This is a genomic window from Paralcaligenes ginsengisoli (assembly GCF_054781135.1).
In genome coordinates this window covers 87,546-100,782 of the sequence record NZ_BAAGUZ010000039.1, presented here as the reverse complement: position 1 = coordinate 100,782, position 13,237 = coordinate 87,546, and the positions used below count along the sequence as shown (strand labels likewise).

Genomic DNA, 13,237 nt, shown 5'->3' with positions numbered 1-13,237 from the left:
GGGCACCACTTTGAACTGTTTCAAACGCCGCGACTAGGCGGCCTTCACATGACGCTTACTCGAGGCCAATCGGTGCTAGGCGATATCAATCAAACGCACGTCAGCGCCATTCTCATGGGCGACAGTTTTGCGGGCCACCTCACCCGAGGCCTTGACAATCTATTGAAGGCTCATAAGCTCAAAGCTATTAGCATCTGGGAATCTGGGTGCCTGATGGGGCCGCATCTGGTCACGCTCAAGAACGGCACAGCCGACCCTGCGTGCCTAAAGGCGACTGAGGCGGCCCTCCAATTGATCCGTGATTATGATGCACCCATTCTTATTGCCGAAAGTTGGTCTGGCGGCTATTCTAAGTTGTTGGGGAGAAGGGATGAAGGCGCCATCCAGTTTTCATCCCAAGAAAAATACGAGGAATTTCTATATCAGAACATCCAAGAAATTCGATCCTACGCAGGCAACCATCGCCACATCATCGTTTTCGGATCACCTCCTGGCGACGGCTCATATAATGGCGTCAACCTCAAATCCTGCCTAGAGCGACCAAATTACATCCCATCAAAATGTATGTCTCACTTAATATTCCCGACCAATAAAGGTATCGGCTACGAAGAGAACAGGGAATTAGCGAAGCTCCTGAAAAATACTGCGGGGATCCTTTTCCTGGATCCCTACAAGTATTTCTGCCACGATAGTTTATGCGCGGCAATGCCCGACAATAGGATCGCATATTCCGACGCCGCGCACCTTTCAATCCTTGGCTCCATAAATCAGATCAATTTTTTTTCATCCGACATCTTGACGGTACTGGCACCTGCAACACGTGCTCAGAACAGCCAGCCGAACATTGCAAGTCATTAGCTGTGAATGCTAAGTAGGCAACCTGCTGGCAACTTAATACCAGTTCGGATTTGGATTCTGGACTATGTACGCGCCGGCGTCGGCGCCTAGATGGTTCGATCTGTTCGCTCGTGTACATGTGTCCACCTATATTGATGGACACTATGCTCTTATGAGCGAGCGGCTAGCTCAAGATGCGTTTACCGGACGCTTACACCTTGAATGCTGGAGCGAAAGTGCGGCGGCGTCGCTGACCGAATTGAGGTTTATCGATAATGTCCACGTGTCCACCATTAAAAATAATGGGCTCGTATGTTCTACCAGGCCTCCGAAGCCTTCAAGGTGTGTTCACCGGATGCTTACAGTGAATCCTTGGAAGCGATCCTAAAGCGCCTGGACGCGACCATCCCAATCGCTTTGGACAGCAGTAAGCTGTGTCGATGTGGGATCAGCCAGGCGTCAAGTGGCCTAGGAATACCCGGCCTTCAAGACGGCCACGAAATGATGCTTATCTTTTTCCCATTAAGCCTTCATAAAATTTGGACAATTTCTGCTCTTCCAAGCTCCACGAGTATTTACTAGAAGTGGCAGAAATTCCAGATAAAGCCATATTATTAAGATCCTCCTCGCTACTCAACAAAGTAGTTATCTTATTGGCGATATCTGAGGGGCTTAGAGGATCTACAACTTCACCGGCCCCTGTTTCTCGAAGAATATTTTCCCAAAGTGGGAAGTTAGATGCAAGAATTGGTAAGCCCGCCGCCATATATTCAAACAGTTTATTTGGTAAGGCCTCGATATGGTTCGGCTCTGGATAAAACAATACAAGGCCTATTCTAGATTCTGCCAAAATTTCGCTCATTGCGGCACGACTAACCACGCCCCGATAATCAACATTCTTCCAAGCCTCCGTTTGCTTTACCTCCTGCTCAAGCTGCAAGCTCTCGAATGGGCCCGCCATAATAAATTTTACATTTGCCATTTCTACTGCTTGAAGCATTTCTTTTACGCAGCGTATAGATGAAATCAATCCTATATAACAAATGGCATGTGCATGCGGAAAAGCGGAACTAGGCTGCGTTTGATTAAACTCTTCCAATATCGGATAGTTGTTAATAGCCAAACAATTATTATTTATCTTTAAAAAGCGAGTTTCAATAGTTGGCGTAGCTGCAATAACCCCAGCCAATCTAGCTGCCACAAAATTTTCAAACAATTCAAAACCTATTGAAAGCGTCTTTCTTAGAAAAAAAGGTATCCAATGTTTACTAAAAATATCACGAGGAACATCTTCATGCGAGTCATAAATGACAGCTTTTCCCGATTTTTGTAAGATAAATGCTATGGGAAGTAATTCTGGGTCATGGATATGAATAATGTCTGCATTTATTCTTTTTGCTATATGATATATCTTCCATGGAAGAATAAGCATGCGCCTGAAACGTGTTGGCTGTGTTCCTACATCATAAATTTTAATATTTTCGGCAATTTGCTCACCCTTTCCATCGGCCACAATAAGTGAAACATCGAAGCCTGCTTTTGATAAGCTTTTACATTCTTTCAAAAAAATACGGACATCAAACCTAGAATGAACACTGGTCAAATGTACAATTTTAATTTTTTCCATGGCTTTTTTTCTTTAAAAATTCAACGCTAGCTAGCTCTAGTAATCGGTATTTTGCATTTTTCCTGATACGCACCTAATACCCATAGCGCTACTAACAAAATCAAAAAACCGTGTGTTAGAAAAACAGTGGGGACCGCAGAGCTACAAAACGCCAATGCCGGGCCTACGAGCAGCCCTTCGACAGGGAAGTAATTCATTCTAATTTTATTAGAGAGAATATCTCCTATTTTTAAAAGCACACCAAGAAGCACACTATAAATTAAAACACCAAAATACCCAAATTGGGCAAAAGCATCTCCTATCCAACCAACATTTGGTGAAGAAGATATACCCTTCCAATAATGCTCTGCGATCAAATCAATAGCAGTTTGGGACGATGATGAATCAAATAAAATAGAAAAGCGTGTGCCAGACATCATGGCGAACGGGTGAATTGAAAAATACTCGAAGTACTGATTATGGAGTGCCGTAGGCATGTAAAACACTCGATTCAGCATGCCAGCGCCAAAAGGCTGACCAGCAATTTGAACTAATAGCCCAACAACAAACGCAAACAACACGCCAAGAAATATTGCACGTTCCAGCTTCAAATATTTTACTAAATAGCATATGCCAATTGCCACTATGGGAGCAAATAAAAATGATTTAAAGTTCGTTGCGCCAAAAATTATAATTTGTAGAAATAATAACAATGCCACTATCAGCCATTTTCTTTTAAAGAAAAAATATATTAGAAAGGCTATATTTATAATATAGGATACCCATGGAACAACATAGCCAAATCCTGCTATTTTAGTTTCGTTATACTTATCTCGAATGTTATATACATCATTAAAGTTAAAATTAATGTGAAATATATCACCCGTATAATATAAGCCAAAAAGGACATAGGCGATTAATCCTAGACCGATAAATACAAACGCGTTTGCAGTACGGAGTGAAGGGCGACGGATCTTAATGCTGGGCATACCCCAAATAACAACAATAGGGCCAAGAAACCCAAGCGTTATTAGGAAGATCTGCCAATTTGGTGTATTCCTTAATCCAAATAGAGCATATGCAGGCAATACAATAATTAAAAACTGGACAAGTAATATAAAGCCACTTACTCTATTCCATTTATTTAAACTTAATTTAAATAGCAACCATACAACGACAGTCAATACATATGAAACAAACCATTTTGTTATATTAAAATCTAGACTATATAGATCCGCAGTATTATGGTAAATAGGATATACATAATTCGTATAACACCATTCCAATAAAACTTTTATCGCCAAGATGAGAGCTAGATTCAACATAAAAAACAATCACTTTTCAACCCAGGGTATTCATGTATTTTGACAATAAAAACTTCCGGATGTGCTCTTAAATTCTTTTGTATAAAGCTCAATAAAGACATGCATAGGTTACTAGCCTCGGCGGACTCTTGTATTTTAATTTCATGCAACCTGTTCAGTTTGAGAGCAACAGAAACAATCGAGCATGCGCATTTTTTATTGATAGTCTATTCGCCACGAAACATCCCTACTTAAAATTTAATTGACGCACGTAGCCTTGCGCGGCATTCTAGGTAAACCGGCAATTGACGTAAGCCGCAGACAACATTTTTGTGTTTTTTCGAGCTAAGGCCAACATTGCTATTCTTTAGCCTTTTTCACATTTATAAATCAAACTTATCGCTACAATTCATATTCATTTAAGCATCAAAGCTCTTCTTCCGTAAGGGCTTTACCAACCAGACCGGCCAATAGTGAAGGAGAAATGCCATAGCAAATTTTGCATCCTCCAGAGACTTTTACGCCATTGCGCCAAATTTATTTATAGCAACAACAACTCTCTCAACATCCGTTTCAGGAATAATCGGAGAAATAGGTAAGCTGAGTACCTCGTCATGAATCGACTCGGTAATTGGAAATGAGAAGGCATTATACATTGAATAAGCTTGTTGCTTGTGAGGCGCAAGTGGGTAATGAACCAAGGTTTGCACACCTGCTTGTTCTAGGTACTTTTGCAACTCGGCTCGTTGCTTACAGCGTACAACAAAAAGATGCCATACATGTTGTTCATCATGTCCCCAGTCCGGGGTTTGGATAAGTGGATTGTTAATGCCAGCAAGATATAAACGGGCTATTTTTCGTCTTCGTTCTGTTTGGTCATCTAAATATTTAAGCTTGACACTCAACATCGCCGCTTGAATTTCATCCAAACGACTGTTAAATCCTCGAAAAAGATTCCTGTACTTTTCATGTGAGCCATAATTACCTAGAGCTCGTACTGTTTTAGCTAGGTCAGCATCATTAGTAGTTACAGCTCCTGCGTCCCCTAAAGCCCCCAGGTTTTTACCCGGATAAAAACTGAATGCAGCTGCATGGCCCCAATTCCCCGCTTTTCGATTATTAAGACTGCTACCATGGGCTTGGGCGCTATCTTCTAAAACTAGCAAATCATGCTTATCCGCCAACGCCATTAACTCAGGCATATCTGCAAGGCGCCCATATAAATGAACAGGTAGTATTGCCCGAGTCCGTTTTGTAATTACGGCCTTAGTTTTCGCAGGGCTTAAATTAAAACTATGGGGATCAGGCTCGACAAAAACAGGTGTTAATCCATTTGACGTTATGGCAAGCACGCTAGCAATATAGGTATTGGCTGGGACTATTACCTCGTCACCTTTTTTGAGTTGACCAAGCTCCATCCATGCTCGGAACGTAAGTGACAAAGCATCTAAGCCGTTTGCCACTCCCACACAATATTTCGTCCCACAATAGTGACTAAACTCTCGCTCGAAAATGGACAGTGCATCCCCTGCTATATACCAGCCAGAATCCACTACCTTGGCGCAAGCAGTTAGCAGCTCTTCTCTATATTGTTTATTGAGGGCTTTCAAATCTAAAAACTTAACCATGTTCTAACCGCCTAATAACTTTTGCGGGATTACCAACAACGATCGTATATGCTTCTACATCCTTCGTTACGACGGAGCCCGCACCAACCATTGCATATTCCCCTATAGTAATACCGGGTAATATAGTCGCGTTGGCCCCAATGCTAGCCCCTCGCCGAACGGTAACTCCAGAAAAGGAAGCCGGATACACTTTCGACTTAGGCATTGGATCATTCGTAAAGGTAGCGTTTGGCCCGAGAAAAACATCATCTTCAATTCTCGTACCATCCCATAAAAAGACTCCCGATTTAACAGTCACATTGTCTCCAATAATGACATCTCCTTCTATCAGGGTATGAGCGCACAAATTACAATTCCTGCCGATCTGCGCTCCTGCGAGAATTACTACAAACTGCCAAATTCTGGTCCCTTCTCCAATAGTCGCATTAACTATATCGGACAGCGGGTGCGCGCTATACATGTTTAGATGCCGCGCAAAATTGAGTGTAGTCGCGTATATAGTCAGCCTCATCATAATACTGGCTAGCAAACACTAGAAGTACGCAATCATCGCTAAACTGACTCATTTCTCGCCATATCAAACTTCCAATAAGCAAGCCTTTGGCAGGTGAGTCGAGCCATACGCTTTGACGATTTTCTCCATCGTCCAATGTTATGCAGCATCTTCCAGCCACACAAATTGCAAGTTGCTGCAAATCTTTGTGTGCATGAAAACCCCGCTCAGTGCCAGGACTCATGCCACTCATGTAGTAAACGCGTTTGATTTCAAATGGCAGATTTTTATTGGCTTCAACTACAAATAAGTTGCCACGCCCGTCCCCAATAGACGGGAGATTTAATAATCTAATTAAGCTCATAGAGTTACATCCTTCGCTATACTTAATAGATATTGTCCGTAGCTATTCTTACTCAACGATCTTCCAATTGCGTATATTTGATCCACATTGAGCCAACCATTATTGAAAGCAATTTCCTCAAGACAAGCAATCTTGTAACCCTGACGCTTCTCTATAGTTTCCACAAAATGCCCAGCCTCCAACAAACTTTCATGCGTGCCAGTATCAAGCCAAGCAAAACCACGCCCGAGAATTTCTACGTTTAGAGCTCCACTCTCTAGATATACTTGATTAACGCTTGTAATTTCAAGCTCCCCTCGTTCAGAGGGTTTCACCTGTTTTGCAATTTCTACGACCTCATTGTCATAAAAATAGAGACCCGTAACAGCATAGTTAGACTTTGGTATTGTAGGTTTTTCTTCAATAGATATTGCTTTTTTATACGCATCGAATTCCACTATGCCAAAACGCTCAGGATCCTTTACCTGATAACCGAATACCGTAGCCCCGCTTAGACGATTAGCAGCTGTCTGCAGCATAGGGGTAAACCCCTGCCCATAGAAGATATTGTCTCCTAGCACTAGGCACACAGATTGAGCACCAATGAACTGTTCACCAATAATAAACGCCTGGGCCAGGCCATCCGGAGAGGGTTGAATAGCGTAACTGAGGCTTAAACCGAGTTGACTACCGTCGCCCAAGAGGCGTTCGTAGCCTTTAATATCGTCCGGGGTGCTGATTAGTAAAATATCACGTATACCTGCCAGCATTAATACTGAAAGCGGATAATACACCATCGGCTTGTCGTATATTGGTAACAGCTGCTTGGAAACACCCTGCGTAATTGGGTACAGTCGGGTGCCTGAACCGCCCGCAAGAATAATACCTTTCATAGGTTTTCCTTAAAGCTTCGACACCAAAGTACAATATTTAACAACTTACGCGACAACATCATCCTTATTTACCTGTTTCGTGTTTATGTTTTTATAGAGACTAATAATAGAATACGTCTAGGCCATTTACATTACCAAAACTGTTCGTCAGTGAAAACTATTGTCTTCATGAAATAACGAATCGCCATCCCCTAGATGAGCTCACAAAAAATTTTAAGGATTATGCCCTGTTCTCATTTTTCCTTCAAAAAATCGGCTAAAAAAATATCATAAATAAAATGAAGTGAAACCGCTACGAACCATCTCATCGGAGTAACAAGATGAAAATTTTTCGATAAAATTAGTGCTTTCTGTCGAAAAATTTCTTTTCGATCTCTTGTCTTCATAGTGTTTGCACTATGAGAACGATAGAAAAAAAGAGGCTCTTGTATCGCGCTAAACTCTGTATTAGCCGAACAACGAATTACAAAATCCCAATCCTCTTCACGTAGAGTCTCATCAAATCCATTGAGAAGATCAAATAGTCTGCGAGAAAAAACCATCGAGCCCGCTGGAACGTGTTGGCGCAAAAAAACATGTTTAGTAACTCGTCCAGTAAGCGCCTTTCGTGGAAATACTTTTTCTGCCCTAAGTTTTTTATCCGAATCAAACTTCATTGCTTGTGTAAAGCAAAACTCAGAGCGTGGATTCAATTCCAGTATATTCATTTGCTTCTTAAGTTTGCTAGGATCCCAATAATCATCAGAAGCCAAAAGAGCAATGTATTCACCATGCGAAAATTCCTTAATGGCTCTGTTTAAAGTCTTGCAAATCCCTTGGTTAGTTTGTTCTACAACACAAATTGAGTGCTCACGTGCAATTTGATTTATTATTTGAAGAGAGTCATCAATTGAACCATCATCAATAACAATTAACTGAATGTTTTCATATGTTTGCGCTAAAACGCTTTTTATAGCGGCTTCAATAAATTGCGCATGGTTATAGCAAGGGATTACGACAGACACTAATGGAAGGGTCACTCAGAATCTCCACAATATAAAAACATAATAACTCTTGAAGCCATCTCTACAGTAGATTTAATAATGCTAAGAATCGACTAGCGACTGCTAACCGATTTTGCCAGCGCGTTAGTAATTAGCTGGGCAGCATTTCCAATGCCATAGGGGGTCATGGGCTCAGGCCGATGCCTCAACGCCAACTTAAGTGCATTACTTAGATCAAAAGGCTCATTCGGCGGTATTAGTTGATTCCAGCCGCCTGCAACTAGCTCAGTCCACTCAGTCTCCTCGCGGAGAGTAATGCAAGGAACACCATGAAAAAAAGCTTCCTTCTGAACCCCACCAGAATCGGTAATAATTACTGCGGCATACTTTTCCAACTGAATCATATCCAGATACCCTACTGGCTCAATCAGCGAAATGGCCCGCTCTACTTCATCTAACATATTCCGTTGAGCTAATACCTGCTTCGTACGGGGATGTATTGGCCATATAACAGGCAGTGTGCTGGCTGTTTTTATTAACCCATGGATGATTCTAGACAATCGACTGAAATCATCTGTATTTTCTGCACGATGGATGGTGGCCAATATGTATGATTTTGGTGCTTGCCTTAGCTTTTCCAATATGCGGCCATGCTCGCACACTTTAGCGCCATGAAATAACGCAACATCGTACATAACATCGCCAACTTGGTTTATGCGATCTTCGGCGTGCCCTTCAAGCTTTAAATTCTTACTGGCAGTATCGGTCGGTGTAAATAACCACTGCGATATACGATCAGTTAATATACGATTGATCTCCTCCGGCATGCGCATATTGAATGACCGCAAACCCGCTTCTACATGAGCAACTGGAATATGCATTTTCACAGCAGCCAAGGCTCCAGCAATTGTAGAGTTAGTGTCCCCATAGACCATTACAATATCGGGTTTTTCTTGGGCCAGCACCTGTTCCACAGCTATTAGCATACGGCCAGTCATATTGCCGTGCCCGCCTCCGTGGATATCGAGCTGATATTGAGGCGCTTGCATATCGAGCTCTGAAAAAAACACATCCGACATATTACCGTCGAAATGCTGCCCTGTATGCACAACAACCTCGTGTAATTGAGCGCTTTGCCGAATAGCCTCGGATACTACACTGGCTTTAATAAACTGAGGGCGAGCCCCTAATACTGTAAGAATTTTCACCATAAATCTTTTACCGAAATACCTTGATGGCCAATAAACGAAGAAACGATAGAGTTTACGTTATAAGCGTAAAACTCACGTCGTAACTGCACGGAGCGTTTTCACAATGAGGTCTTGCGTAGCCTCATCTAAATCAGGGTGCATCGGTAAACTTAAGACTCGCTGTGCTAGCTCATCAGAAACAGGAGTTGCATTGGACACTGCATATTGAATATAAGCAGGCTGATCATGTATTGGCCGCGGATAATGAATGGCAGTTGGGATATTGGCCTCCTTCAAGCGACTTATAATCTCGTCACGATTAGACGTAATTAGTGTAAATTGTGCCCACACACAGGTACGGTCAGATCGCACGGTAACAGTTCTTGCGTCATTAGGCATGCACGCCAACAGTGCCTTGTACCGGCCTCCGATTTCCACACGCTTATCTAATTCCCAATTGAAGCGTTCAAGTTTACCTAGGACTATGGCACACTGCAGTGTATCCATACGTCCTCCGACCCCAACTCTGCTGTGGTAATAGCGCGCCGATTGCCCATGCACCCGAATTTCCCTTAAAGCCTGTGCCAATACATCGTCACTTGTAAATATCGCCCCACCATCGCCATAGCATCCTAACGGCTTGCTGGGAAAAAAACTCGTACAACCTAAGGTAGACAAATTGCAACTTCTTCTGCCTTTGTATGTAGCGCCGAAACTTTGTGCGGCATCCTCAACAACCGCTATTCCGTATTTAGCGGCAATAGCGTTCACCTCGTCCATATCGCCACATTGACCGTATAAGGAAACCGGCATGATGACTTTAGTGCGCGAAGTTATTTTTGCCTCTATCTGAGACACATCGATATTGCAGGTGTCAGCCTCAACGTCAACAAACACTGGAGTTGCCCCTAGGAGTACTATCACTTCCGCCGTCGCAATAAAAGTGAATGACGTAGTAATGACTTCATCGCCAGGCTTAACACCTAGCGCCATTAATGACATTAATAAAGCCTCAGTACCCGAAGCCACTGTAATGCAATGCTTAGCCCCCGTAAAAACCTGAAGTGCCAACTCAAGCTCTTTAACCTCTGGCCCCATAATGTACTGGCCATGATCCAAAACAGCTTGGATGCGCGCATTAATCGGATCGCGCAATATTTGATACTGCTTTTTTAAGTCGATAAATTGCATAAGTTAGGCTCTTGACATGGATACTGAAGATTGGCCAACATTTTAACGCATGAAGATGATGCAAATTTTTGGGAAGCCTCACGTGAAGGCCGCCTAGACGCGACGATCAATACAGTCCAAAGTAGCGCCCACCCAAAAGTAGTGAGGGCAACAGTAAATACAAACAGAACACGCCTCGAATCACAAGGAGCAACCGAATTACACATAGCTGCTTATATAAAAGCTAATAGGTAGCATGTGGCGATGCGTCTTGGTTGAGCAAGCAGCTATCGATACGCCTGTGGCCGACCATATCAAGAGTGAATTGCAAGCGGGGCACGTGATAGAGTGGCCCCAACTATGCGTAGCATAGCCCGGCTAAACGATATGCTTACTCAATACGTTGCCTGCAAGGCAATAGCAATCGCCGGTATGCTGACAGACGGCTTGGCCCTGCCCATTCAAAGGCAGTTGCAATTGTTCACCAAACTCACTCATCCATCCAATCTGACGCGCTGGCACTCCCACCATCAGGGCATAGGCGGGGACATCTTTGTTAACCACTGCCCCAGCCCCCACAAAGGCGAACTCGCCAACAGTAACCCCGCACACAATGGTGCAGTTTGCCCCAAGAGTAGCGCCCTTCTTTATCAAAGTATCGCGATATTCGTTTTTACGCTCCACCAACGAACGTGGATTATAGACATTGGTAAATACCATGCTGGGGCCACAAAAAACCCCTTCTTCCAAAGTGACATTATCGTAAATCGAAACATTGTTCTGGATCTTGCAATTGTCACCAATAAGCACTTTATTCCCGACAAAGACGTTCTGCCCCATCGACACGCCTTTGCCAATGCGGGCTCCGCCGCACACATGCACGAAATGCCACACGCGTGAACCGTCGCCTATTTGTGCCCCCTCATCGACGATCGCCGTCGGATGTTGATAATGAGTCATTTCTTAAGAAACGGGTGATAATCACCCACGAGCGGTGCAATAGTAGCCCCACGAATGGCGGCCACGGTGGCAATAGCCGTACGATTGGCTTCCAGCCCATAACCACGGCCCGCCAGTATTTCTTCGTAGCTGCGGTTATGCAGATCGGTGAAGCCACCCGAGAATTCGATTTCTTCTCCGTCCACAGTAATCGAGCGATAAGTGCGCTGCCCCGCAGCACGTTGCGCTTCCGGCACGTTTTCCACATCAACCGACAAAAACCACCTTACACGTGCATGCTCATATTCGAGGTACCCCGCAGCCTTGGTATCTGACGAGTGGTGCACGACATTGTCCTGCAATTCTCCGAAGATAAAGTGCAGCATATCGAAGAAATGCACGCCAATATTGGTCGCAATGCCGCCGGATTTTTTAAGATCGCCCTTCCACGACTGAAGGTACCAGTGGCCACGCGAAGTAATGTAGGTTAGATCCACCTCGTGCTTGGTATCCTGCTTTCGGCTCCGGACCTTTTCCCGCAGTGCGACAATAGAGGGATGCACACGCAATTGCAAAATCGTGTTCACTTTGTGGCCTGTGTCGCGCTCGATGTCAAGCAAACCGTCTATATTCCACGGATTCAGCACCAACGGTTTTTCGCAAATGGCATCGGCGCCGGAGCGCAAGGCAAACCGCATATGCGAATCGTGCAGATAGTTGGGCGAGCAGATCGACACATAGTCGATGTGTCGGCTGTCGTTCGCGCGACGCACCTTATCAACATAACGATCGAAGCGCTCGAATTCGGTAAAAAATTCGGCGTTAGGAAAATGGCTATCAATGATGCCAACGGAATCGTTGGGGTCGAACGCAGCAACCAACTCATTGCCAGTTGTTTTGATGGCTTGCATGTGACGCGGGGCAATGTAGCCGGCGGCACCGATAAGGGCAAAATTTTTCATAATGACTCAGAACGAATTTTTTAACACGTATGCAGCTCAAAACACTGCGGGCTAACTACTAGGACCACCCAAAAGAATCACATCTTCAACCATTAATCAAGCAACCAGATTTGAGTTTGGCCAACATAGGCAGCCTTTCACACTCATTGATCAATCAGAGAAAACATAACTAATCATAATGCATTAACAATAAATAACCGCTAACTCGTATCCTACCAAAACCAAGTAGCGCCACCCGATGGGCTATTTTAGCAGAGCTTGGCTAAGCTTAATTTACCGAATCACCAAAAACCAAAATTGCGGTAGCCGCTAAACCGCTCTCTACGAAATACCAACATTCAAAGAAAAACCGTGGCTGCTAGATCAATATAATCGAGGCCATCTACCAGCAATCGTACGTCGGAAGCCGTTGGAGCGCCACTACCAACGCGGTTAACCACCCAGCCAGCCAGAAGCTCCATAGAACGCTGTATTCTTAATTTCCTACTATAATCACAACTAATCACAAATCGCGTTAACGGCGCTGCTTTACCGGATATTATTGGCCCCTAGGCTCTGGAATAAGCATGATCAGTTATTTCTATAATGACAACGAAACGGCGCTAATAAGCACCTAATACTTACGATAGTTATATTGGATTGGCTGAAAAGATATTGGCGGAGAAGATCTAAAGTCTTTCCTATTACGATTTTTTGGCGAAAAGTCATTAATCAAAGAGATGCTTGCTATGCATATTCGTTTAATAAATATTGATTAACCAACATTGTTTCTATCGACCGCGGCAGTGTCTTCCAAAATAAACCTCTCAATGCTCCCCCAGCCCCCTAATCGGACCAGCCTGTTTATCCAATGCTCTAAATTCGACAGCGTGCCGGTCTTTCAGAAAAA

At 43.7% G+C, this 13,237-nt stretch carries 11 protein-coding genes and 2 pseudogenes; 1 reads left to right on the top strand and 12 read right to left on the bottom strand.

All coding sequences use genetic code 11. The features are described from left to right. Positions 1-858, top strand: an 858-nt coding sequence (locus ACYVIS_RS18665) for an SGNH hydrolase domain-containing protein (protein ID WP_460874718.1), incomplete at its 5' end; no start/stop codon positions are given. Positions 859-1,345: 487 nt separating this feature from the next. On the opposite strand, the gene ACYVIS_RS18660 is transcribed toward ACYVIS_RS18665, so the two are convergent. The 12 genes and pseudogenes from ACYVIS_RS18660 to ACYVIS_RS18605 all read right to left on the bottom strand — a co-directional run bounded on the left by ACYVIS_RS18660 (position 1,346) and on the right by ACYVIS_RS18605 (position 12,348). Further along, the gene (locus ACYVIS_RS18660) at positions 1,346-2,464 is read right to left on the bottom strand and encodes a glycosyltransferase family 4 protein (RefSeq protein ID WP_460874717.1); all 1,119 of its coding nucleotides are present in this window, start codon (positions 2,462-2,464) and stop codon (positions 1,346-1,348) included. A gap of 26 nt (positions 2,465-2,490) precedes the next feature. Then, positions 2,491-3,768, bottom strand: a complete 1,278-nt coding sequence (locus tag ACYVIS_RS18655) for an oligosaccharide repeat unit polymerase (RefSeq protein ID WP_460874716.1) — start codon at positions 3,766-3,768, stop codon at positions 2,491-2,493. 497 nt (positions 3,769-4,265) lie between these two features. Then, the gene (locus ACYVIS_RS18650) at positions 4,266-5,375 is read right to left on the bottom strand and encodes a DegT/DnrJ/EryC1/StrS family aminotransferase (RefSeq protein WP_460874715.1); all 1,110 of its coding nucleotides are present in this window, start codon (positions 5,373-5,375) and stop codon (positions 4,266-4,268) included. A gap of 7 nt (positions 5,376-5,382) precedes the next feature. Next, positions 5,383-5,580 (bottom strand): annotated as a pseudogene (locus ACYVIS_RS18645) (DapH/DapD/GlmU-related protein); the annotation flags it as partial. Positions 5,581-5,658: 78 nt separating this feature from the next. Continuing rightward, positions 5,659-5,835 (bottom strand): annotated as a pseudogene (locus ACYVIS_RS18640) (WxcM-like domain-containing protein); the annotation flags it as partial. Then, positions 5,828-6,232: a sugar 3,4-ketoisomerase gene (locus ACYVIS_RS18635; RefSeq protein WP_460874714.1), complete on the bottom strand. Its 405-nt coding sequence runs from the start codon at positions 6,230-6,232 to the stop codon at positions 5,828-5,830. The pseudogene ACYVIS_RS18640 and the gene ACYVIS_RS18635, both read right to left, overlap by 8 nt. Further along, positions 6,229-7,104, bottom strand: a complete 876-nt coding sequence (rfbA, locus tag ACYVIS_RS18630) for a glucose-1-phosphate thymidylyltransferase RfbA (protein WP_460874713.1) — start codon at positions 7,102-7,104, stop codon at positions 6,229-6,231. Before rfbA ends, ACYVIS_RS18635 begins: the two co-directional genes overlap by 4 nt. Positions 7,105-7,337: 233 nt before the next feature. After that, positions 7,338-8,123 carry a glycosyltransferase family 2 protein gene (locus ACYVIS_RS18625; protein WP_460874712.1) on the bottom strand — a complete coding sequence of 262 codons (786 nt, stop codon included), beginning with the start codon at positions 8,121-8,123 and terminating at the stop codon, positions 7,338-7,340. A gap of 77 nt (positions 8,124-8,200) precedes the next feature. After that, positions 8,201-9,298, bottom strand: coding sequence for a non-hydrolyzing UDP-N-acetylglucosamine 2-epimerase (gene wecB, locus ACYVIS_RS18620; protein ID WP_460874711.1), 1,098 nt, complete (start codon positions 9,296-9,298; stop codon positions 8,201-8,203). 72 nt (positions 9,299-9,370) lie between these two features. After that, the gene (locus ACYVIS_RS18615) at positions 9,371-10,468 is read right to left on the bottom strand and encodes a DegT/DnrJ/EryC1/StrS family aminotransferase (RefSeq protein ID WP_460874710.1); all 1,098 of its coding nucleotides are present in this window, start codon (positions 10,466-10,468) and stop codon (positions 9,371-9,373) included. A 357-nt stretch (positions 10,469-10,825) separates the two neighbouring features. Next, positions 10,826-11,407, bottom strand: coding sequence for a UDP-2-acetamido-3-amino-2,3-dideoxy-D-glucuronate N-acetyltransferase (gene wbpD / locus ACYVIS_RS18610; protein WP_460874709.1), 582 nt, complete (start codon positions 11,405-11,407; stop codon positions 10,826-10,828). Further along, complete coding sequence (locus tag ACYVIS_RS18605; protein ID WP_460874708.1) at positions 11,404-12,348, bottom strand: Gfo/Idh/MocA family protein; 945 nt, start codon at positions 12,346-12,348, stop codon at positions 11,404-11,406. Before ACYVIS_RS18605 ends, wbpD begins: the two co-directional genes overlap by 4 nt. Positions 12,349-13,237 lie beyond the last annotated feature (889 nt).